22 protein-coding genes, 1 tRNA gene and 1 pseudogene are annotated in these 21,327 nt (G+C 42.7%); 10 read left to right on the top strand and 14 right to left on the bottom strand.

The genetic code is table 11. From position 1 onward, the window contains the following. Positions 1 to 109, top strand: a pseudogene (locus N7974_RS20905) (IS5 family transposase); the annotation flags it as partial. Positions 110 to 113: 4 nt separating this feature from the next. On the opposite strand, the gene N7974_RS15795 reads toward N7974_RS20905, so the two are convergent. The 7 genes from N7974_RS15795 to N7974_RS15765 form a co-directional block, all read right to left on the bottom strand. Further along, positions 114 to 1,334, bottom strand: coding sequence for a hypothetical protein (locus N7974_RS15795; protein WP_262966552.1), 1,221 nt, complete (start codon positions 1,332 to 1,334; stop codon positions 114 to 116). A gap of 125 nt (positions 1,335 to 1,459) precedes the next feature. Then, positions 1,460 to 3,430 carry a type I restriction enzyme subunit R domain-containing protein gene (locus tag N7974_RS15790; protein ID WP_262966551.1) on the bottom strand — a complete coding sequence of 657 codons (1,971 nt, stop codon included), beginning with the start codon at positions 3,428 to 3,430 and terminating at the stop codon, positions 1,460 to 1,462. An 8-nt stretch (positions 3,431 to 3,438) separates the two neighbouring features. Beyond that, the gene (locus tag N7974_RS15785; RefSeq protein WP_262966550.1) at positions 3,439 to 4,515 is read right to left on the bottom strand and encodes a type I restriction endonuclease; all 1,077 of its coding nucleotides are present in this window, start codon (positions 4,513 to 4,515) and stop codon (positions 3,439 to 3,441) included. Positions 4,516 to 4,997: 482 nt separating this feature from the next. Continuing rightward, entirely contained in the window at positions 4,998 to 6,680 is a 1,683-nt protein-coding gene (locus N7974_RS15780) for an RNA-binding domain-containing protein (RefSeq protein ID WP_262966549.1), read from the bottom strand. Beyond that, on the bottom strand, positions 6,677 to 7,909 hold the full coding sequence (locus tag N7974_RS15775) for a restriction endonuclease subunit S (RefSeq protein WP_262966548.1): 1,233 nt from the start codon (positions 7,907 to 7,909) through the stop codon (positions 6,677 to 6,679). The genes N7974_RS15780 and N7974_RS15775 overlap by 4 nt, the downstream gene beginning before the upstream one ends. Continuing rightward, on the bottom strand, positions 7,906 to 9,870 hold the full coding sequence (locus N7974_RS15770; protein WP_262966547.1) for a type I restriction-modification system subunit M: 1,965 nt from the start codon (positions 9,868 to 9,870) through the stop codon (positions 7,906 to 7,908). The genes N7974_RS15775 and N7974_RS15770 overlap by 4 nt, the downstream gene beginning before the upstream one ends. Before the next feature lie 4 nt (positions 9,871 to 9,874). Next, the gene (locus N7974_RS15765; protein ID WP_262966546.1) at positions 9,875 to 10,072 is read right to left on the bottom strand and encodes a ribbon-helix-helix protein, CopG family; all 198 of its coding nucleotides are present in this window, start codon (positions 10,070 to 10,072) and stop codon (positions 9,875 to 9,877) included. 297 nt (positions 10,073 to 10,369) lie between these two features. On the opposite strand from N7974_RS15765, the gene N7974_RS15760 reads away from it, so the two are divergent. Together N7974_RS15760 and N7974_RS15755 are read left to right on the top strand one after the other, a co-directional pair. Further along, entirely contained in the window at positions 10,370 to 10,618 is a 249-nt protein-coding gene (locus tag N7974_RS15760) for a hypothetical protein (protein WP_262966545.1), read from the top strand. Beyond that, positions 10,600 to 11,070 carry a hypothetical protein gene (locus N7974_RS15755; RefSeq protein ID WP_262966544.1) on the top strand — a complete coding sequence of 157 codons (471 nt, stop codon included), beginning with the start codon at positions 10,600 to 10,602 and terminating at the stop codon, positions 11,068 to 11,070. The genes N7974_RS15760 and N7974_RS15755 overlap by 19 nt, the downstream gene beginning before the upstream one ends. Positions 11,071 to 11,183: 113 nt before the next feature. Here the strand turns inward: N7974_RS15755 and N7974_RS15750 are convergent, their stop codons facing one another. The 4 genes from N7974_RS15750 to N7974_RS15735 all read right to left on the bottom strand — a co-directional run bounded on the left by N7974_RS15750 (position 11,184) and on the right by N7974_RS15735 (position 12,751). Beyond that, entirely contained in the window at positions 11,184 to 11,501 is a 318-nt protein-coding gene (locus tag N7974_RS15750; protein ID WP_262966543.1) for a transcriptional regulator, read from the bottom strand. Further along, positions 11,498 to 11,833, bottom strand: a complete 336-nt coding sequence (locus N7974_RS15745; RefSeq protein WP_262966542.1) for a type II toxin-antitoxin system RelE/ParE family toxin — start codon at positions 11,831 to 11,833, stop codon at positions 11,498 to 11,500. Before N7974_RS15745 ends, N7974_RS15750 begins: the two co-directional genes overlap by 4 nt. A 271-nt stretch (positions 11,834 to 12,104) precedes the next feature. Beyond that, positions 12,105 to 12,365, bottom strand: coding sequence for a DUF2442 domain-containing protein (locus tag N7974_RS15740; protein WP_262966541.1), 261 nt, complete (start codon positions 12,363 to 12,365; stop codon positions 12,105 to 12,107). Between the two features lie 257 nt (positions 12,366 to 12,622). After that, complete coding sequence (locus N7974_RS15735) at positions 12,623 to 12,751, bottom strand: hypothetical protein (RefSeq protein ID WP_262966540.1); 129 nt, start codon at positions 12,749 to 12,751, stop codon at positions 12,623 to 12,625. A gap of 113 nt (positions 12,752 to 12,864) precedes the next feature. Between N7974_RS15735 and N7974_RS15730 the strand changes: the two genes are divergently transcribed. The 4 genes from N7974_RS15730 (at position 12,865) to N7974_RS15715 (ending at position 15,129) form a co-directional block, all read left to right on the top strand. Further along, positions 12,865 to 13,401 carry an antirestriction protein ArdA gene (locus N7974_RS15730; protein ID WP_262966539.1) on the top strand — a complete coding sequence of 179 codons (537 nt, stop codon included), beginning with the start codon at positions 12,865 to 12,867 and terminating at the stop codon, positions 13,399 to 13,401. 64 nt (positions 13,402 to 13,465) lie between these two features. After that, on the top strand, positions 13,466 to 13,816 hold the full coding sequence (locus N7974_RS15725; protein ID WP_262966538.1) for a hypothetical protein: 351 nt from the start codon (positions 13,466 to 13,468) through the stop codon (positions 13,814 to 13,816). A 57-nt stretch (positions 13,817 to 13,873) separates the two neighbouring features. Continuing rightward, positions 13,874 to 14,188: a helix-turn-helix domain-containing protein gene (locus N7974_RS15720; protein WP_262966537.1), complete on the top strand. Its 315-nt coding sequence runs from the start codon at positions 13,874 to 13,876 to the stop codon at positions 14,186 to 14,188. Then, a complete protein-coding gene (locus N7974_RS15715; protein WP_262966536.1) occupies positions 14,098 to 15,129 on the top strand; it encodes a tyrosine-type recombinase/integrase in 1,032 nt (343 codons plus the stop codon). Before N7974_RS15720 ends, N7974_RS15715 begins: the two co-directional genes overlap by 91 nt. A gap of 69 nt (positions 15,130 to 15,198) precedes the next feature. Here N7974_RS15715 and N7974_RS15710 read toward each other — a convergent pair. Continuing rightward, positions 15,199 to 15,275: transfer RNA gene (locus N7974_RS15710), tRNA-Met, on the bottom strand. Between the two features lie 54 nt (positions 15,276 to 15,329). Then, positions 15,330 to 16,421, bottom strand: a complete 1,092-nt coding sequence (gene ychF, locus N7974_RS15705) for a redox-regulated ATPase YchF (protein ID WP_262966535.1) — start codon at positions 16,419 to 16,421, stop codon at positions 15,330 to 15,332. A 401-nt stretch (positions 16,422 to 16,822) separates the two neighbouring features. Here ychF and N7974_RS15700 point away from each other — a divergent pair, with 401 nt between their 5' ends. Together N7974_RS15700 and N7974_RS15695 are read left to right on the top strand one after the other, a co-directional pair. Next, entirely contained in the window at positions 16,823 to 17,419 is a 597-nt protein-coding gene (locus N7974_RS15700; protein WP_262966534.1) for a DedA family protein, read from the top strand. A 39-nt stretch (positions 17,420 to 17,458) separates the two neighbouring features. Further along, positions 17,459 to 17,911 carry an inorganic diphosphatase gene (locus N7974_RS15695; protein WP_262966533.1) on the top strand — a complete coding sequence of 151 codons (453 nt, stop codon included), beginning with the start codon at positions 17,459 to 17,461 and terminating at the stop codon, positions 17,909 to 17,911. Positions 17,912 to 18,056: 145 nt separating this feature from the next. On the opposite strand, the gene N7974_RS15690 is transcribed toward N7974_RS15695, so the two are convergent. Then, positions 18,057 to 19,229, bottom strand: coding sequence for a GGDEF domain-containing protein (locus N7974_RS15690; RefSeq protein ID WP_262966532.1), 1,173 nt, complete (start codon positions 19,227 to 19,229; stop codon positions 18,057 to 18,059). A gap of 608 nt (positions 19,230 to 19,837) precedes the next feature. On the opposite strand from N7974_RS15690, the gene serS reads away from it, so the two are divergent. After that, positions 19,838 to 21,121 carry a serine--tRNA ligase gene (gene serS / locus N7974_RS15685; RefSeq protein ID WP_262966531.1) on the top strand — a complete coding sequence of 428 codons (1,284 nt, stop codon included), beginning with the start codon at positions 19,838 to 19,840 and terminating at the stop codon, positions 21,119 to 21,121. Positions 21,122 to 21,327 lie beyond the last annotated feature (206 nt).

Raw genomic sequence — 21,327 nt, 5'->3', positions numbered from 1 at the left:
GTTTGGTAAACTCAAGCACTATCGCAGAATTGCTACACGATATGAGAAAAAAGCTATTAATTACATGGGGATGCTGTCATTTTCCTCGGTGCTTTTATGGCTGAGGTGAAACGTCAACAGAACCTAGCAAGGATGCTACGGATTATTTCATTTTGTTCTGCTTTATTTGAATCCTCATTTCTCATATAATCCTTGCCATCCATCTTATCAATGACATTTCCACTTTCTCCATCCATTACCGCCCAGTAGAGCCCACCGCCAGAAACAGGACATTCATTTGCACCAGTAGCAACTATTTGTTGATTTTTCGCAATAACTGCGCCAACTTGACGAGATAAATCCCCTGATCTTACAGAGCTAGAAAATGCCATAAACATCGAAAATTCATCAAAAGTTGGATTTTTATAAGGATGAGAAAACATCAACTCAAGAAAACGTTGAACTGTATTCTTAACTTGGTCATCATTTTTACCAAAGTTTATAAAAAAATCTGATAAGTGGTATGTATCCCTTGTTCGTTGTCCATGTGGAATTTTTTCATCTTCATCAATATCAGTTAACTCAGTTGCTTGGGCGTTAGTTAATCCTTTATCATTAATCAAATAATGGAGTCGTCGCTTTTTATCAGCATGCACGCCAAAAAGATAAAAGCCTTGTCCATAAATTTTCCGCAATATTTCAACTTCATCAGGGTGCTTCAGAGAGTTAATAATGTAAGCTGTTTTTTCTTTACCCCTTTTTTCTTTTATTAATTTTGCTGAACCATACGCCAATATGGCATTGTTTTTTGTACTTTCTCGAAGATTATCCCCCTTATCCATTAAATTTTTTATTCGACTATACTCATCTGCTATTGCAAGGCTATTTAGTAATGATGAGACTTTGATTTCTTCGACCTTGTAACCAAAACGTTTAAGCCTGTCTGTGAGTGGAGTTATAACTCGAGCTGTCTCTGTTCCTACTGCACTTACTATTCCAATTATTATTTCAGAACAATCAAAATTTCCACTTAAATATTTGTTAGTAATATCATGTGAAATTGATTCTTCTTTCTTGGGGGTATCTGTTTCATTATTTTCTATGGATACTGGGTTTATTTTACTTACGCAGGGGAATTCATCAGGATATAAAGCTGATTTAACATTACTTTCTAAATATTGGCTTCCTTCTTCCCCTCCTTGGAATTGAATAGTCCCAGTACTTTCGTACCAGTTCATTACACCGCCATTTAAACGCAGTATTTTTTTATTTTTTTGTGACTCATCCCACACACCGCCTATTACAGAAAGCAGTTCTTTTAGTTCTTCATAACTTTTTGTAAAAATAAGTTTCATTAAATCTCCAATTGTAAGTGAGCTTTTAATCGATATTTAATCTGTAAGCCATGTATACCAAAGACAGAAAGACTTATAGAACAAACTGTTCTATAAATTAATTAACTCCGAATCTAAAACCATCCCTATTCAATAGATGACTTCCCAGCCTTCATACTTCCCTCATACCAATTAAACATTTCCGAGAAAAAGAATTTCCCAAAACCGCTATCCGTCTCGGTTTTCGACATAAAGCTTAAAAACTCATCGGCATTGCTTAAAAACGCTTCCTTGATACTGTCCTGTAATTTTTGCTTGCGCAAGAATTCGATGCTGTTGGTTTTAAAAGCGGCACGCAGGCCATCATCTTCCTCCAACTTGGCTTTAATGGCACTCATCACCCGGTCAGCTTCTTCAAAGGGAATACCAAAATCCTCATTCAATTTCTTGACGATCAGTTTGAGCTTTTCCATATCAGGCTCGCCATCACGGTGACCATCGTCTGATGATGGTTCCAAAATACCATCTTCATGCTTTAACGTAATACAGCCATTCTGCTCCTCTTGGACACGGTACTTGTCCATATCGATCATTTCCATCACTTCCATCGGCAAGGTTTGTGTTTCATACGGTAATTGCCGTAGCAGCAGTTTGGCAAACAGATAAAACTTTTCCAGCGCGGTATCGGTAAAGGTCATAATCTGACTAATAAAACTGTATTGCTTCACATAGCGCCCGATTTCTTTACGAAACTTGTCCTTGGCGGCGGCCTTCAGCTTTTCGTAATCCTTTTTCCCAAGGTGTTCGGAAGCAAGGTTGTCGTAGTAATTGTTTCTTATAATGCTGCCATCACTGCCTTTACCAGTGACAATACGTTGGAAAAAAGGCTGCAACTTCTCTGACTTTACTTTTTTCACCACAAATAAATCGACAAATTCCACCAGATCCTCGGCTGTAAAAACGTGCATCTGCTCCAATGTATATTTCAGGTTGCTGAGCTTATTCGGATCGGTGGCGCCTTCCAGTTCGGTACGCTGATAGTAATCCTGAAACGATGCCTCGATATCTTTTTGTTCATTAACAAAATCCAGTACCATGGTATCTTGCTTAAGCGGTAAAAAAGTACGATTAAGGCGGCTTAAAGTCTGCACGGCTGCCACGCCGCCCAGTTTTTTGTCCACATACATGGTATGCAATAGTGGCTGATCGTAACCCGTCTGGTATTTGTTCGCGACCACCAAAATACGCTGCACCGGACTCTTAAACGCCTCGGCAATATCACCCGAACCTGGCGGGTTCATAGCCTCTTCGGTGTACTTTTGCTCGTTAATGATTACCGTGCCGGAAAATGCCACCAGCACACCAAAATTTAAACCCTGCTCACTCAATACCTTATCCAGCTCTTGCTTATAACGCACGGCATGAGCCCGCGAATGCGTTACCACCATAGCCTTGGCCTGTCCGCCAATCTTATACGCCGTATTGCGAGTAAAATGATCGATAATAATATGCGCTTTACGCTTGATGGCAAACTCATGCTGGTCTACGTATTTCAGCATCAGCCTTCTCGCTTTCAGCTTCTCCACCTCCATTTCACTTTCGGCTTTCTCGTTTTCGATAAGCTCAAAATAGGTTTTGTAAGTGGTATAACTTTCCAGCACATCCAGAATAAATCCTTCAGCAATCGCCTGACGCATGCTGTATTGATGAAAAGGCCTGAAACCTTTTTTAACGCCCTTATCCGGCACCCCAAACAACTCCAGCGTCTTGTCTTTAGGGGTGGCAGTAAAGGCAAAAAATGACAAATGCGGAAGTTTCTGCCGCGCCTTCTGAATCTTTTCCAATTCATATTCGATAGGGTCTACAACGTCCCCTTCATCATCCCGATCCAGCGCTTTTTTTAAATCCTCATCACTGGTCAATACCAGTTTAAGCTCTTTAACACCTTCGCCGGTTTGCGAGCTATGCGCCTCATCCACGACCACAGCAAAACGCTTACCCGACATCTTTGCCAGCTCACCCACAAAGCCAAATTTTTGCAGCGTAGAAATAACAATCTTATCACCGCGATCCAGGGCTTGGGTTAGCTGTCTCGCGCCATTACGAATGGGCGTCACCACGCCTTTTATTTCTCAAATTGTTTAATGGTGTCTTGCAGTTGCCTATCCAGTACCCGCCGGTCAGTAATCACAATAACACTATCAAATACCGGTTGCCCGTCAGCCCCGCACAAATTAGCCAATTGATGTGCCAGCCAGGCAATACTATTTGATTTACCCGAACCTGCACTGTGCTGAACCAAATAATTGTGTCCACTGCCATGTGTTTTCGCATGAGCCAGCAACTTGCGCACCACCTGAAACTGATGAAAGCGTGGAAAGATAAATTTTTCTTTACCGGTTTTCTCGTCGCGTTCGGCGTGTAAATAATTCTGAATCAACAACAATAAAGAATCTGCCTGCCAAATACCCGGCTGCACCTCACCATCTTCATCAATAAAGTTGCTCCACAAATAACTGGAGGCAAAGTGGCCATCAATAATCGGGTTATTCGTGTCGCGGTTAAAAGGCAAAAAACCGGTCTCCGCTCCGGCAATGTAGGTGCTCATAAACGCTGCATCATCATCGACGGCAAAATGCACCAAACACCGTTTCCAGAACGGTTCATGTTTATCACGTCGCCGATATTGGGCGATAGCCTGTTGCACGTTTTGACCGGTAAAATGGTTTTTAAGCTCCACCGATACAATCGGCAAACCATTAAGAAAAATCACCACATCCGCTGACTGATCCGGTGTCTTGGTAGAAAAATGCACTTGCCGCATCACCGCAAAACGGTTGCCTTCATAACCGGCCTGATGCGCTTGGTTGCCACCGGCAGACGGACGAAAATAAGCCAATTGCAGATTAATGCCATTAAACGATACCCCGTTGCGCAACACCTCCAAGGTGCCGCGTTTCTGGATTAACCCCGTGACATGTGCCGCCAGTGCCTCACGCGGTGCATCAGGAAACTGTTTGTGCAACTTGGCCAACTCTTGGGGTTGGGTCGCTTCGACAAAGTCCCACAATTGTTCAACATCCAGAAGCTTTGCCGCATCAAAATGCTTGGCATCGCGAACACAATACAAAGGACTTGCAGTCAATGTTGCCATTACTACATCTTCAAAGGCCGCTTCATTTACGGGATTTATCTTTGCCATTTTGCTTCCTGTTGCTAATAGCGCATGGCTACCAGACTTAATTTACAAGCCTGGTAGCTATACAAAACCATCATAACTACAATGGGTTGGGCGTGCCTTATTGTTTTTTTCTTGGTTTTTTCTTTGTTTTTTCTTGTTGGTTATTAAGCAATAAACAATACGCAGGTAACTGCACAACAACCTTTACTTATCTTGTTCGTTAGTTAAGGGAAATCGCTTTCCCTTAACTAACGAAACAATCAAAGTCACATCAAAACGACTTGTTATCAAGCAAGTTTACCGAATCAAAATAGCCAACTTCAAAGCAGGCATACCAAAGACCAACTACCCGTACCAACCATAACGAGAGCTTTAAAATCATTTCCCTATTGATTATTTTATAGGCTGCTTAGTTGTTATTTTTCATAAATAAACAAAGATAACAAATTGAAAATAAAACTGTTTTTATATAATTTCATTGTTTTAAAAGGTGTTGGCATTGTTTAATCGTCGTCTTTAAACAAAACCCATTGGGATTGTTGACGCGTCCCCTTATTAACAATATATTTACCCGACAATGACGTTAACAAGTTGTGTATCTTGGTTAGCTTTTGGTCAATACTCAAGACTTCTGGCAACTTGCCCAACAATAATCGGTCGATGTCTTCACGCGATACGGGTTGGTGCTCGCTTACAATTTTCACGATCAGATCCCGGTAATAGGCATTATCGAAACCCCGATCACTAATATGCTTAGCCTTTTGGCCGGTAACGGACGCAATCGCCGCAGACACAACAAGATTTGGAAAACGACCTTCTACCAGATTAGCGGCCTTTAAGCGTTTATTGTCGCTGGCCGATATGGCTTGGCCTTTTTGCACCCTGTCCAAGAGCATAATCGTGCTTAAATCCAGATCAGTTCTGCTCATCAATAAACGGGTATAACGCTCATCCAGAATACGGCCTTGCAGGTTTAAAACGACCCGTTCTGGTTGCGAAAGATCATAATCCGGCAAGGGAAAAAAGCGCTTTCGTTGCGCTTGAAACATGCGTTTAATACCGCCGCCTTGGGTGTCAATCATATTCAAATTAACCATCGCTTCCGCAAGAAAGCGGTTACGGTAAATTTCCAGGGGCGCATCCTGCTCAATAACCGTCTCCACACGTCCCGGTAAAAAGCCGCCCAAATTAGTCAAGATCAATCTGTGCGGTGTTTCCACCACCTGAATGCGTCCACATAAACCGTAATCCTGATGGGCGATACAATTATGCAAGGCTTCGCGAATAACCCACGGGTCATATTGCGACATTTCCATGGGAAACAGTGTGCCACTGGGTAACTCCCGCACCGTCAAGTTACGAATACGCGCCAGCACTTTATCTACATTCAGTATAAAAGGCGGCTCAAAATGTTCATAATCCTGATCTTCGTTGCGCTCGTTCTTCAATAACCAAGTAATCCGCGCGACCGCAGGGGATAACAACGACGATGATTCCGGCAAGCCCAGCAACAACAAAGCCGCATTTGTAACGGCACCATGAATCGTCAATTTGGTTTTATTTAAAAAAGTGCCATCATCCCAATCAGTTACCTGATCCTTCTTGGAAGGAAACTTGGTTTTATATTCGGTGCGTGCCTTGGTTATCGCAGCCGGATCAAGATCACTCAAGGTTGCCTGTTCACAGACTTGGGCACTCCAATCCACACGGCGTTGCCAGATTTGCCGTTGTTTTTCCGGGTAGCGTGCCAGTTCGGTTTTGCTGGAACCATCGCGGATAGATGCCTTACCGTAAAATCTGACCGGTTGATCAAAGGCAGGATGTATTTCAAACAGCACGACCTGTTGGCCCTGATAGCTAAACGGGTGAATCTCAAAGCCGGTATTAGGATGTAAACCCAGTGACAGCCATAACGGCAACAACTGGTTATTTTTACCCTCTTTGCCTTTTACCGTTTCCGCACTGGGATCAAAACGCGTACCCACCACCGCATGACTGCCATCCTCAATGCCAAATACCAGATAAGCACGCGGTTTACCCAATAGACAAGCAGAATTGGCCAGCGCAGAAAGGTAATCACCCAAGGCCTGCGGCTCAAAACGGTTAGCTTTAAACTCCAACCACTCTGATTCATGCGGCTCGGCACGCAACCTGTCCAGCAAAGCAGTGAGTTCTTGCGTGTTCATGCGTTGCTTGTCTCAGGTACGCTACGCTGGCCGGTTACGCATTCGTGGATGAGTGCGGCGCGGTATTCGGTTAGCAGGGTGAGTTGGCGGGTGTAGGAAGCGTGGAGAGTATCGAACTTCTTACTTTCTGAGGTAATAAAATCAATAATACCGATTTGCTCATCTACTGGTGGCAAAGGAACAGGAAGATTCGCAAATCCAGTCTGATTCACATAGACCAAAGTTGCCGCTGTGGCAATCTTCTCAAAGTATGGTGCAGATATGGTTACAAGAAGTCTCAAAAATTCGTTATTAATTCGATGAGGAATAAACGCTTGTAGTTGCTGATTAATAATGACAAGTATCGCATTGATGGAAGCTGCACCAAAATTACCAACACAGCTTGCTATTACAGATCCACAAGGAAGAATTCGTGAACCTGAGATAATTGAAGCCGTATCAGAAACCCTGTAAGTCGCTGAATCAATGATAGGTCGAGCCATTTCTTCCATTGTTACCCAGTAATAACCTTCATCCTCATTCAAATCGGGCTTATTTCTTTGTGGAATAAAAATCTTACTGACAAACTTTGCTCTTGTTTGCTCCCAATGCGCTGGAATCTCTCCAAGCCACGGCAAACCGGAGTCTTTCATTGGGACATTAGGATTAAGGCCACGGGTAACGGCTTCCTGAATCAGTGCCGCCCGCTGCTCCTTGAGCAAAGCCATCTGCCGTCGCCGCATGTCCATCAGTTGGTCAATCTTTGCCGTCTGCTCGTCCAAATATGCGGCGATCAGCCGCTGCTCCGCCGTTGACGGAAAACTAAGTAAAATATTACCAATATCGAAAGTCGAAATGTGTTTGACCGTCGTCGAATAGGTAACATCGTTGATATTCTTCAGGTGATAAGGCAAGACATAACGAAGAAATCTAGGCTCAGCTGTGGCGCGGGGAATGAGTTTGCATACGCGCTGGTTAAGAAACGCCAAACCACTTTGCCACTCGGCCAAGTTGAAGTCACCGTCCATGCCAATGAGCAGATCACCATCTTTGATTTCTGCTTCTGGAACATTCTGAGTTGTCAGAAGGACTTCGCCATTTTGATTGAGTAAATCACGGATGCGAACAAGCCGCGTTCCTTGGCTGAAATTAAATTTTGTAGAGTCAAACGGGTAGCCGCTAACCACACGAACATGGTGTTTTAGTGGCACTCGCGGCCAATGATTCGTAGTTGGAAGATCAACCTTCATGCCTTCACAATCTCTCTTAACAAATTTTCCGTCTCGTCATCCAATGCCAGCAATTCAGCGGCAATATCTGTGGTGGAACGCAGGGGTGTATATTCGTAAAAATATTTGGTAAAGCTGATTTCGTAACCGACCTTATCCTTGTCTCTGTCCATCCAGGCATCGGGTACATGCGGCAACACTTCGCGGATAAAATAGGCGTCAATATCATCTTTCAGCGGCACATTCTCAAAATCCCGCAGCGTCGTATCAGGGACAGGCTTGTCATCGGCATCCAGCACCTGTTCGGCGGCTTCATCCCGTTCGCTTAAAACAGCGCGTATCACCTTCACCAAACCAGCGGCCGGTTTCCATGGCAGCGCTTTATTCAGTGCCGTAAAGAAGGCCCGGTCGTTATAGTACGGTGCTTGTTCCGCCAGCGTTTCCAAAACGGTAGCCAATTCTTGCGCCCGGTCGTCTTTTAGCTTGAGCACGGTAGTATCAAATTGCAGACGTTGACGTTGCGCCTCGCTTAAATCAAAACGCAAACGGAGCGGGCGTTCGACACAGACTTTGGTATAGCCAAAATCGGTAGTATCAAAAATCTTGCTGACCTGACTTTCTGCAAACGCCTCGTAGATACCCAGAATACTGGCGGACTGATCTTCACTGATTTCCACCCGTTTTTTGCCCAGATTACGCCGTTGCATGGTGTAAAAATCGGCACTGGTGGCATTAATCAACTGCACCTTGTTCAGTCGTTCGGCAGGTTTGCGGTTATTGATCAGCCAGATGTAAGTGGCAATACCGGTGTTATAAAACAGGTCATTAGGCAGTGCAACAATGGCATCTAACCAGTCATGCTCCAAAATATATTTGCGGATATTACTGGGGCCGCTACCGGCATCACCGTTAAACAGCGGCGAGCCGTTAAAAATGAGGGCAATCTTGGAGCCTTGCGGCGCCATTTTGCTGAGTTTGTGTAACAGAAACAGCATGGCACCATCGCCCACATCCGGCAATCCCGGCCCATAACGCCCGGCCGCGCCCATTTCATGTTCGGCTTCGATTTCATCACGAATGTTTTTCCAGTCCTTGCCAAAAGGCGGATTGGACAGCATGTAATTAAATTGCTTACCCGGCAATAAGTCATGGCTTAGGGTATTTTCGCGTTTGATGTTTTCCGGGTCTTCGCCCTTCATCAACATATCAGCTTTCGCAATCGCGTAGGTTTTTTCGTTTAACTCCTGGCCATAAAGATACACTTCCAGCGACGGATTAATACCGGCCAGTAAATGCTCCTTGGCAATGGTCAACATACCGCCCGTGCCACAGGCCGGATCATAAATACCCACCAAACTTTCTTTGGCAAGCTTGGCGCGGTCTGGCTCAAACATCAGTTTAACCATCAAGCGGATAATATCGCGCGGCGTGTAAAACTGCCCGGCAGCTTCATTACTGGCTTCTTTAAACTTACGGATCAGGTATTCAAAAATAGTCCCCATGCCGTGGTTATCAACATTTTCCGGCGACAAATCAATTTCAGAGAACGCCTGGGTAATTTTAAGAATCAGCCGTTTACGCACCAGCGTTTCATAAATGGGCGACAAGCCTTTTTCTTCACCACCGGAAAAGTTGTAAAGAATGTCTTTTACGTTGGTCGAGAACCCTGCAAGGTACGCAGAAAAATTCGGCACAATATCCGCAGGTCGGCGAATCAATTCTTCCAGCGAATATTCAGACGTGTTGTAAAACTTCTGCCCGGCGGCTCTCATCAACAAGGCATCGCGAGTTTGTTCAGGTGCAGTTTGGTATTTTTCCGCCGCCTCACGCACCGCCTGCCGGTTGGGTTGCAACACACAATCCAGACGCCGTAACAAGGTGAACGGCAGAATAACGTCTTCGTAACTTTTGGCGTCGTAATCGTCTTTAATAAGGTCAGCGATTTTCCAAAGAAACTCGGCGATTTCGGAATGATTTTGCATGGATTTAATTTAGTTGGCTTTCGCTATCAAGAAGGGCTTGCTGATTGGGGATGTTGATATTATGTACTTTGCATTGCTCGCGAATCATCACCTCAATCATATTGGTAAGGCTGCGATGATCTTTTTCCGCCAGCAGGCGTAAACCTTCTTTGACTGCCGGATCAATACGCAAAGTTATCGTGGTGGGTTTTATAACGGCCATAAGCTAACACCTCAAGTAATATTTATTACTTAAAATTATACTGCAAATAGACTGTAAACTGACAGCTTAAAGTATTTGGAGGTTAACCAGAGTAGCGTTAATCAATTTATTAACGGTAATATACCCTTTTGATATAAATAATTTCTATGTCAACAGATACCATCCCTTCAAGGGATGGTATCTGTATTAACTTGTAACGACGCGAATTGGAAATTTAATTTCTAAAAGTCTATATGTCGACATAAATTTCATAATTTTCAAGCTAGAACTCGGATACCAGAGAAAATACAATAAAAATTGAACACTGTCCTCTATGTGGTTGGGGGGCCTGTTGACACGCCTTACCCATCCATTCGTGAATTATGTGTGAGTTACGATATTTGCGAATGTTGTGGTTGTGAATACTGTTATGATGATAACGACGCTTACTATCAAAACTGGATAACCAGTGGCTGCCTTTGGTTTCGTCCTGAAAAAATGCCGCCAGGTTGGCAACTTAAAAACCAATTACAACAGCAAATAAGACCATGGCCGCCCAATCTTTAAATCCAAACGTTAAAACGGTAATCTATAATTTCTTGTCGGTTGTCATGGAGCAAGAAAACAAACACGAAGATATAGGTGTTCTTATAACCTTGCTTGATGAACTGGCATACATAGTCAGATTTACAGAAAATCATTTCGACGAAATAGACTATCCTGATCCGCCAAAAACTGACTATCCAGCCATAGGGAAAGTGCTTGAGAAGCGATTTCCCAGCCTGGGTTGGTACAATATCGCGTTGGATATATCAGGCCCAAGGGAAGAAGCCGAACTCGGCATGTACTTATCTAGTTTGAATTTAATGGATATTGTCGCTTCCATGCAGGAAATCTTATGGCGTTTTGAAAACACCTCAGAAGAGGATGCTTTTTGGCACTTTCATTGGGGTTATATGGCGACATGGGGTAGGGATTTAAGGTTTTTACAGCTCTATTTACACAATAGATGGTGGTAACCCAATAAAGATATTCATGGTTAAAACCTGCCAGTAATCGATTGAACAAGATTTATCTTGCCAGTATTTTTAACCGCTAGCTAGCTTCCTGCTTTACTACCGCTACTCGTCTTTTACTTTACAGCTCTAACTTCAAGATGAATACCTCGCTGGACTTGAAGGTGCGAAATCACCGCAAACAGATTTTTAGCCTGCGGATTACCTTTCTGGCTGAACATCCGCATAAGGCTTTTAGGCGGGGTATTGATAGCCTCACTGAGACTCTCAAAGCCGATTGTCGCGTTGATATAGTCGCGTAATACCGCCTTACCAGTGTCTACATCACCAGACAGCAGGCAATCTATCCCCTCACGAAATAGCGCGTCACGAAACGCTTCGTCTCGTTCGATACGTGCTGTCACGGTTTCTTTAAAACTGCGTGTTAATGTCATTTTCCACCTTTATCTTTTTTACGTTGCTTGTAATCTTCCCACCTGGCTTTGGCTGAATCAATGTCGTGTTGTTGACGCTTCTTAGTGCCACCCGCCAATAAGATCACCAACCGTTCGCCGTCTTTTCCAAAATAAATCCGGTAACCGGCACCAAAATCAATGCGATATTCCAAAACTCCCGCACCAACTCCCTTCACATTTGAAAAATTGCCTAGCTCCATCCGAATAAGTGCAGTCGAAATCTTGGCGGCAGCAGACGCATCCAGCTCATTAAACCAATCCGCAAAATAGCTGTGTCCGTCCGTACTGATGTATTCTTGAAGTTTAACCATTATCAATAGTAACCTATAAGTTACCCTGTTTCAACATAGAACAAAGGTTGAATTTATAATCACGGCAGCCGCGACCGTATAAAGCGTAGGATCAAAGGCTCAATAAAAGCCCTGTAAATCGAGCTAACTTTTCTACCCGACACTTCCCCCCGCAATTAAAAATTGGTAATTAATATTGGCTTTCATTATTGTCGATCATCTATCGGATAATTACGTGCGGACTTACCAAAAGGCTGCCAATATTTGAAGGCACATTACGCATCATTATTTGTTATTGCACATCTGTTTTTTTATCAACATTAACAAGGTGTCCACGTTCCAAAATTTGATCCAAATGAAAATCAAACTGGTCACTCCAATAAATCCGTTTATTTTTAAACTTCACCTGTTTAAACAAGCTACTGTCATAAAGTGGCTTGTAACAAGGTATACGCTCCATTTCTGCCTTAATATCAAAATCAACGATTGAGTCGTCATCCAAGAAAATGCGCAGGATATAATTATCTTTAGGCTCTATATTAATCAATTTCATAAATACCTCGGTTATCTTAAAGGCTCTATACGAAGTGGTTCTTGAACGTTTACGCTTGCCTTTGGCTTCACGGGCCTGGCATCGGTGCTCGATTTTCGTGTCATTGCGGATGGTTTCGTATTGCTTGTACTTTGGTACTGTGGATCTTCGCTTTAACGATTGGTCGGCGGTTGGATCATGTGAACTGAATAAAAATCATCATTTCAGAACTTGACCTGATTCATCGTTTTTAATTTATTAATCCCGCTTTTTTCAAGTTAAATGTTTGCGTTAAACGCTTCTTCATCAAAAAATAATTGATTGGTTTTCATGCTTGCCGGGCAATCTAGTTTGACAGGTATTTCTATCAAAAATATATTACCATAAAGATAATATTTATCTTTCATTTTATATTATCTTTATGGTAATATATACAGGTAGTTTTAAATTTAAAAGGTTGGCGAGAGGTCTTGTACACCCCCCGCCGATTTCCACAATCGCACTGTTTAGGTTATCGATTATGAATGTTACATTATATCCCCTGGGCGCTTACGTGTCCGGTTATTGCCTGCCGTTCACCATCGAGTTGGATGGACTTGATCAGGCAGGTTACAGCCAGGCGGTCAGCGCAGGGCTTTATGCCGCCCCTTATAAAAAAGGCGATGGCAATGTGTTGTCGTCGCGCTGTTTGCGTTGCGACACGGTGGTGATCGCTTCGGTAGAAAAAGTCTGTGCGTGTTGCGGCAATCTTTACATGGAAGTCAAACAAACCGATGAAGAGTGGATCGTCTGCGATTACGAAGAGGTGCCGGCACAATTTGTCGGTGAATACGATTTGTCTTCAGATTTTTTTGCCTACTCAGAATTTATGGCCACTACCAACCTGGAGCCGGCAGTCATTGACGCGGGTTTGGCCTGTGGGCTGGATTTATTGCAAATCGAAGACGCTTATCAGGGCCTCTATGACTCGAATACCAGTTTTGCCGAGCAATGGGCAGCACGGGAGTTGATGCACGATTACTCTGAACAAGATCAGCATTATTTTTATCTGCATTAAATAGCCCAGTAGCAGCCGCACCCTTGCGGCTGCATTCACTCTGTTTTTTATTAAGGAATAAATAATGAAACCAGTACAAAGCATTTTAGATAAAACAATAAATGCACCCATTGGCATTGCGCAAATAATAAACAATACAAAACACCAGCGCGGCCTTATTCCACTTGATCTGGAAGCTGACCTATTACTTTTGCGAATCAAGCAAGGCGGCTTTTCAGGTCAATATTTAGCCGATGCTTTTTTAAGCATGTATCGACGGGAAATACCGTTTAAGCACAGCCTGGGCGATCTTTTAAAGCTGGATGCCGTGGCCTTCCGGTTATTCCATGAAATCTTGCATGTGCGCTATTGCAAGGGCTGGGACGATAATTTTTTGTATGAATTAGAACAACAAATAAAAATCTTAACGGGCTGAATATAAATTAATTGACCCGTTAAATCCGCTATTTTTGGAAACAAAATAAGGTGCAACATGAACACACTTGATCTAAGAGAGGCAGCAGACTTTTTACTGATGAATGCCGAAGTCTTAAGACGTAAAGCCAGTAAAGGCGAAGTACCGGGGCGAAAGACCGGAAAAAAATGGGTGTTTATCAAAGAACATCTTGCCGATTGGGTAAGTGGTCGTTATCCTGATCGTGGGCAAGGCTTGCGCGTGATTGATGGTGGCTTAACTACAAATGGAGTTATTGAAACATGTCAATCTACAAACGCAATGATACGTGGTGGATTCAAATCACCACAGCAAACGGCGAGCGAATACAACGCTCTTCTGGGACTCAAGTAAAACAAGAGGCACAAGAACTACACGACAAAATGAAAGCCGAAGCATGGCGGGTGAAAAACTTAGGCAGTAAACCCCGCCACACTTGGCAAGAAGCAGTTGTAAGATGGATTAGCGAGCATGGTCACAAAAGAAGTATGGATACTGATAAATTGCTTTTGCGATGGCTCAATAGCCACTTAAATAATAAACATATTGATGAAATTAACAAGTCTTTAATTGATATTATAAAGCAGGATAAGTTAAAAACCGGCGCAAGCAACGCCACCGTTAATCGGCATATGGGTTTGATGAAGGCAATACTTAGATGCGCCAAAGATGATTGGGAATGGCTTGATACCATTCCGGCAGTTAAGTTATTACCTGAACCACGTATAAGATTAAGGTGGCTTACTCAAGATGAAGCCAACAGATTGCTAAGCGAATTACCGGAGCATTTAAAAGCAATGGCACGCTTTTCATTGGCAACGGGGTTACGCCAATCCAACGTAACCGGCTTGCAATGGTCACAATTGGATATGCAGCGGCATTGTGCCTGGATCCATGCAGACCAGGCAAAAGCAGAAAAAGCCATTGCCGTGCCCTTAGGTGTTGATGCGCTAGAAGTACTTCGTGCCCAATTCGGTAAAAACGATACTTATGTTTTTACTTATGAAGGCAAGCCGGTTACCCGCGCGAATAACCACGCCTGGCGTAAAGCATTAATTCGTGCCGGCATTAAGGATTTCAGGTGGCATGACTTACGCCACACTTGGGCAAGTTGGCATGTCCAGAACGGCACACCACTAAATATTCTAAAAGAATTAGGTGGTTGGGCTGATTTAACGATGGTGATGCGCTACGCTCATTTATCCAGTGATCATCTAAAAGAGTTTACTGAAAATGCGCAATTGAAAAAAAGAGAGGGAGTACTGGTATTGAAGGAAAATACCGATGCTTTATAAGAAAGTTACAAATTTACTACAGGCATAAAAAAAGGCTTGTGTAAAAAACACATAAGCCTTTGATTTTTTTGGTGGCGATAGGTGGACTTGAACCACCGACCCCGGGGTTATGAATCCCGTGCTCTAACCAGCTGAGCTACATCGCCATTTAAACTGGTCTTTGTAAAGAACCGGAATTATAGATACCCCCGGTTAATTTGTCAAACGTTGAATCGAAAATGTACCACATCACCATCTTTTACGATGTAATCTTTACCTTCAAGTCGCCATTTTCCGGCATCTTTCGCGCCCTGCTCGCCTTTATAAGTAATAAAATCTTCATAGGCAATGACTTCGGCACGAATAAAGCCTTTTTCAAAATCACTATGAATAACACCGGCAGCTTGTGGTGCAGTTGCACCAACAGGAATAGTCCAGGCTCTGACTTCCTTTACGCCAGCAGTAAAATACGTGGCCAGATTCAATAAATCATAACCCGCCCTGACTACCCGGTTTAAGCCAGGCTCTTCCAACCCCAGATCATCCAGAAACTCTTTCTTTTCTTCGTCATCCAACTGGGCTATTTCTGATTCTATAGCTGCGCAAATGGGTACAACGACTGCGCCTTCTTTTTTGGCAAGTGCCAGTACTTTATCCAATAAAGGATTATTTTCAAAGCCATCATCCTGAACATTGGCTATGTACATGGTTGGCTTTAGCGTCATTAAACAAAGATCTCTAATGAATAATTTTTCATCATCTGTTAACGGTAATGTACGGGCTGGTTCGCCTTCATTCAGTTGATTTAAAACCCGCTCTAAAACCAGCTTTTTAACCAGTTCTTCTTTATTACCGGTTCTGGCAATTTTACTTGCCCGTATTAACGCTTTTTCAACCGAAGCCATATCGGCAAGGGCCAATTCAGTATTAATCACTTCAATATCTGAAATTGGATCAATTTTTCCGGCAACATGAACAACGTTATCATCATGAAAACAGCGGACAACATGTGCTATCGCGTCGGTTTCCCGAATATTCGCCAAAAACTTGTTACCCAAACCTTCGCCTTTTGATGCACCGGCAACCAGTCCGGCTATATCAACAAATTCAATAGTTGTAGGTAATGTGCGCTGAGGTTTTACTATCTCTGCCAGTTTTTCCATCCTGATGTCTGGCACAGGTACAACACCGACATTAGGATCAATGGTACAGAAGGGATAATTTTCAGCAGCAATTTTTGCTTTAGTTAAAGCATTAAACAGAGTCGACTTACCAACATTGGGTAAACCAACGATTCCACAATACAGCGCCATAGGTTCCTCTTGAGAGTTTTGAGTTAAAAAATGAAGACAGGTACAGCAAGATTATCAAGCCGAAACAACGGTAATTATACTAGCTATCGCTTCGGTCTAAACACTTAAAACACTAATTTGGCTGTTATTGGTTCTGATTGGCTCTCGATAAGAAGGCTCTATGTAGTCAAAAAAGGACAATCTCCGTACCTATCAAGACTATCGTTTTGCTGACTTTTTTCCGTTTAAAGGCCATCAGTATATCCAGGTTTTATAGCCAAGCTTGTGCTGATACTGACAGTATTTCTACGACTCAACAAAGCCCTATGCTACTATAGGCAGGATAGTTTAATGCTGAAATTAAGCATAAATACAGACATAATTACAATTAAAACAGCATCTTAACGAGATTAAAGATTTTTATGGAAGAACTATTTATTGGCTGGCTTAAGGAATACGGTTACGTTATTTTATTCCTGTGGAGCATAGTAGAAGGAGAAATGGGCCTGATCATGGGTGGAATCATGTCTCATACCGGCGACATGGATTACTTCGTGACGGTTTTTGTGGCGGGTCTGGGTGGTTTTACCGGCGATCAAATCTATTTCTATATAGGCCGCTTTAATAAAGGTTTTATTCAACGCAAACTGCATAAACAGCGGCGTAAATTTGCAATTGCACATTTGCTGTTAAAAAAATATGGCTGGCCCATTATTTTTATGCAGCGCTATATGTATGGCTTGCGTACAGTCATTCCGATGTCGATCGGTATCACCAAATATTCGGCAAAAAAGTTTGCCTTGATTAATCTTATCAGCGCATGGGTATGGGCTGCAATTACTGTAACGCCGGCTTATTACTATGGCGCTGAAATATTAACCTTATTGGCTACTGCCAAAGAACACTGGTATTTGGCGCTGCCAATAGCGGCAGGATTTGCTTATGGAATTTATGCTTATTTTCAAAAATTGGAGCAGCATTTCTTACAAAAACGCAATGGTCGCTTGTCGAAAAAGTAACAATTTTCGACAAACTAACCCGCAATGAATTGAATAAATATGTACAAAGAAGCCCCTTTAGTTGACGTTATCATTGAGATACCCCGAGGCAGTTTTTTGAAGCGGGGTTCGACAGGAGAAATAGATTTTATCTCTCCCCTGCCTTGCCCGTTTAACTATGGCTCAATTCCGGCATTTATGGGAATGGACGGTGATTTTCTGGATGCCGTCGTGCTGGGACCGCAACTTCCATTCGGCACAACGGTAAAAATCCATGCTTTGGGAGCGATTAGAATGATAGATAACGGCTTGTATGACGACAAACTAATATGCAGTCACTCACCCATTTCGCCATGGAAAAAAAGTCTGATTCTGCTGTTTTTTATGCTCTATGCCAAAGCCAAAAGCCTGATTAACATGACAAGAGGCTATCGGGGGCGCAACAGCTGCGAAGGCTGGCATGAGGCCGATGATGCCTTGGCAAAGGCAACTTCACGTACCCGTACTAACTAAAAAGACACGACAATCCTTTAATCAGCATTTCCAGTCGTGGCGCATCAATATGTTACCGTTAAGGTGATTGGTATATGTAACTGCACTAAACAAACACCGATTTATTAACCCAATAAAATAATTTTTCAGGAAAATATTCAGTAATTTAACCTAAACAGGATGAATGCAGCATTACCCGATTACGACCCTTTTGTTTGGCAATATACATTGCCTGGTCTGCTGCAGCTATTAACAAGGTAAATTCCACACCGACATGTAGTGAATCAGAAACACCGATGCTAATGGTACTGTGCAGAACTTTTCCATTGAACTTCATCATCATGTCAGCATAGGTTTGACGAAGACGTTCAGCTAATATCCAGGCATCTTTCTCACTGGTAGACGGTAGCAGAATACAGAATTCTTCGCCTCCGTAACGAGCGAAATAGTCGTCTCTACGAATGGTTTTTTGCGCCACCTCAGCCAGATGTATTAATACCGCGTCTCCGACTGGATGGCCATAACGGTCGTTAATGGACTTGAAATTATCCACATCAATCATCATGACTGCCATTGTATCTCCGGTACGGGTGCAACGCGCGGACAGGCGATCAGCCTCTTGTTCCAAACTACGCCTGTTAAGTGCCCCAGTCAGCGGATCAAGCAATGCCAGTTTTTGTAGCTCTGCGGCCAACCGGGAATTTAGCATCAACACAAAGCCGAAGGTTACACACATTTCCGACATGATGCCGATAAAAACCGATACAGTATTAAAAACTGCCGGTGAATAAAGACTATAAGTGTCGGGTTGTGCGTTAAAAACCGTTATCGCTCTGGTCAGCAGTAATGTCGCAAATATTGCAAACGACATACCAGTAAACCAATACGCAGTACGCAACGGTTGCTCTACACGAATAAACAAAGCTTGAGCACAAGCGGCGTTACCCAATGCGTAAAGTAGTGAATTAGCGATGACTCTGGCATGAATGTCGGGATCAATAACAACAAACCAGGTATTTTGAATAAACATTAATCCGGCCAATAACCATGGAATATACTTATTGTAGCGCCCTGTCTTGAAAACCTGTATGCCATTTAATTGTAAGCCCAATCCTCCTGCCAATAAGGTTGCTGCAAATACCAAAAGCCATGTATTGTAAATTGGCCCTTGCTGAATATAAGCAGAACAAAGCCCCAAACCGATATATAAACTACCCAGTGCCCATTGCTGTACGCCACGGGCGTTACCGACATGTAATCCAGCCAGTATCAGCAGGCCGGAAAATAGCAAAGTCAGCAAGGACATTGTCATCAACATGGTGCGGATATCAAAAGTCAATGCTTTACCCGATAATCAATAGAAACATTAAGTTGAATAGACATTTGTATTCCTACACAGTCGGTATTACACAGGTAATGAGTTATTCCAATAAAAATTATCAAGCCACTGGGACAGTGGCGATATAACATAATTTTTTTGCAGATACTCATGTATCGTTTGCTCGAAGGTTTTATTATATAGCAGACGAACCATAATACGTTGCTGAATACTTATATTAGCTTTTATTTTTAAAACTGAAGGGTTATTTTAAATAAATAGAGCGGCAGCAAATTAAAGAGTTTATCGATATTTTCTGGCAACTTATTGGTGATAAGTCGATACCTAAAAATCACCCAAGCATAAGCTTTGAAAATCTTTCGTATTCCGGGTAATAAATAACTGCCCGGAGTTACATTTTAAGCGCCTAACAAAACCGTAATTCATACGGTTTTTTATGACTGCTGTTTTCTCAGGCAAGCCCATCGTGTATCATGTAAGCACATAATAAATGTTTCTCAAAGCGCTTGCCAAATGACAAGTACTTACTGAATAGCTAGTTACAAAACAATCACTTAAAAAATAATCAACCCTTCCTGCAATATGACTTATAAAGGTAAAATGCCGATATGCTAGACCCCCGCTTATTTAGAACTGATCTTGATTTTGTTAATGAACAATTAAATCGGCGTTCATTTACCTTTAATTCCGAATCTTATATTGAACTGGAAGCCAGACGTAAAGACGTACAAATTAAAACCCAGGAATTACAAAATGAGCGTAACAGTCGCTCAAAAGCCATTGGACAAGCAAAAGCCAAAGGCGAAGACGTACAACCATTATTGGATTTAGTACAACATTTAGGCGATGAATTAAAAGCAGCGGAAGCTGTATTGACGGATATTCAGTCGGAAATGGAAACCCTGATGGAGGGTATTCCCAATATTCTCGACGAAGTTGTACCTGATGGTAAATCTGAAGAATTTAATCTTGAGATTAGTCGCTGGGGTGATGTGCCTTATTTCGACTTTGTACCCAAAGATCACGTTGATTTAGGTGCACAACTGAAAGGCATTGATTTTGAGCTCGGTGTAAAAATTGCCGGAAGTCGTTTTGTCGTTTTAACTGGCCCGTTGGCAAGATTACAACGGGCAATTATTCAGTTAATGCTGGATACGCATACGGCTGAACATGGCTACACAGAAACGTATGTACCTTTTTTGGCCAATGCCGATAGCATGCGCGGTACCGGACAATTACCAAAGTTTGAAGATGATTTATTTAAAATCAATCAAGATCCGGTTTTATACCTGATTCCGACTGCAGAAGTTCCGGTTACTAATATGTTTAGGGATGTAATCGTTGATGCCAAGGAGTTACCGCTTAAGTTTGTTTGTCATAGCCCGTGTTTTCGGAGTGAAGCAGGTGCTTATGGACGTGATGTGCGCGGCATGATTCGTCAGCATCAATTTGAAAAAGTTGAACTGGTGCAAATTGTTAAGCCGGAAGATTCTGCTAAAGCACACGAAGAACTGACTAATCATGCCGAAAATATCCTGAAAAAATTAAACCTGCCTTACCGGAAGATGTTGTTATGTGCCGGCGATACCGGGTTTTCATCATCAAAAACCTACGATCTTGAAGTATGGTTGCCAGGACAAGGTGCTTACCGGGAAATATCGTCTTGCAGTAATTTTAGGGATTTTCAGGCACGGCGTTTACAGGCGCGTTGGCGTAATCCTGAAACCGGCAAACCTGAGTTGGTACATACCTTAAATGGTTCTGGTCTGGCGGCCGGTAGAACACTGATTGCCGTGATGGAAAATTATCAGGATGCCCAAGGTCGTATTCGTGTACCTGAAGCATTATTACCTTATATGGGTGGTTTTGCTGTTATTGAATTAGTCGAATAATTATTTTTATGGCTACCAACCAAGCCGGGATAAATGCCATCCATTGAAGAGATGTTATAAATATCTTCGTTGATTAAGTGATATTATTTTCTGGGCGTACCATGCGGTGCGCACCTTAAAAACTAACGGCTCAAGGCACGCCAGACAATGAATTGAGGGCTTTCTATCTTGGCAGTCCAATTTTCCAAGCTCTGGAGCTAAAATAT

Origin of the sequence: Methylobacter psychrophilus, from assembly GCF_025583945.1 — a bacterium.
In the GTDB taxonomy this organism is placed as follows: Bacteria; Pseudomonadota; Gammaproteobacteria; order Methylococcales; family Methylomonadaceae; genus Methylobacter_C; species Methylobacter_C psychrophilus.
This window is presented reverse-complemented; position numbering and strand designations above follow the sequence as displayed.

Excerpts from the sequence above, each read along its gene's own strand:
- N7974_RS15720 (WP_262966537.1), top strand. The coding sequence starts at position 13,874 with ATGAACACACTTGATCTAAGAGAGGCAGCAGACTTTTTACTGATGAAT.
- N7974_RS15780 (WP_262966549.1), bottom strand. The coding sequence starts at position 6,680 with ATGAACACGCAAGAACTCACTGCTTTGCTGGACAGGTTGCGTGCCGAG.
- serS (WP_262966531.1), top strand. The coding sequence starts at position 19,838 with ATGCTAGACCCCCGCTTATTTAGAACTGATCTTGATTTTGTTAATGAA.
- N7974_RS15765 (WP_262966546.1), bottom strand. The coding sequence starts at position 10,072 with ATGGCCGTTATAAAACCCACCACGATAACTTTGCGTATTGATCCGGCA.
- N7974_RS15785 (WP_262966550.1), bottom strand. The coding sequence starts at position 4,515 with ATGGCAAAGATAAATCCCGTAAATGAAGCGGCCTTTGAAGATGTAGTA.
- N7974_RS15740 (WP_262966541.1), bottom strand. The coding sequence starts at position 12,365 with ATGAAATTGATTAATATAGAGCCTAAAGATAATTATATCCTGCGCATT.
- N7974_RS15700 (WP_262966534.1), top strand. The coding sequence starts at position 16,823 with ATGGAAGAACTATTTATTGGCTGGCTTAAGGAATACGGTTACGTTATT.
- N7974_RS15755 (WP_262966544.1), top strand. The coding sequence starts at position 10,600 with ATGGCCGCCCAATCTTTAAATCCAAACGTTAAAACGGTAATCTATAAT.
- N7974_RS15725 (WP_262966538.1), top strand. The coding sequence starts at position 13,466 with ATGAAACCAGTACAAAGCATTTTAGATAAAACAATAAATGCACCCATT.
- N7974_RS15715 (WP_262966536.1), top strand. The coding sequence starts at position 14,098 with ATGTCAATCTACAAACGCAATGATACGTGGTGGATTCAAATCACCACA.
- ychF (WP_262966535.1), bottom strand. The coding sequence starts at position 16,421 with ATGGCGCTGTATTGTGGAATCGTTGGTTTACCCAATGTTGGTAAGTCG.
- N7974_RS15695 (WP_262966533.1), top strand. The coding sequence starts at position 17,459 with ATGTACAAAGAAGCCCCTTTAGTTGACGTTATCATTGAGATACCCCGA.
- N7974_RS15735 (WP_262966540.1), bottom strand. The coding sequence starts at position 12,751 with ATGAAAGATAAATATTATCTTTATGGTAATATATTTTTGATAGAAATA.
- N7974_RS15795 (WP_262966552.1), bottom strand. The coding sequence starts at position 1,334 with ATGAAACTTATTTTTACAAAAAGTTATGAAGAACTAAAAGAACTGCTT.
- N7974_RS15770 (WP_262966547.1), bottom strand. The coding sequence starts at position 9,870 with ATGCAAAATCATTCCGAAATCGCCGAGTTTCTTTGGAAAATCGCTGAC.
- N7974_RS15730 (WP_262966539.1), top strand. The coding sequence starts at position 12,865 with ATGAATGTTACATTATATCCCCTGGGCGCTTACGTGTCCGGTTATTGC.
- N7974_RS15775 (WP_262966548.1), bottom strand. The coding sequence starts at position 7,909 with ATGAAGGTTGATCTTCCAACTACGAATCATTGGCCGCGAGTGCCACTA.
- N7974_RS15750 (WP_262966543.1), bottom strand. The coding sequence starts at position 11,501 with ATGACATTAACACGCAGTTTTAAAGAAACCGTGACAGCACGTATCGAA.
- N7974_RS15745 (WP_262966542.1), bottom strand. The coding sequence starts at position 11,833 with ATGGTTAAACTTCAAGAATACATCAGTACGGACGGACACAGCTATTTT.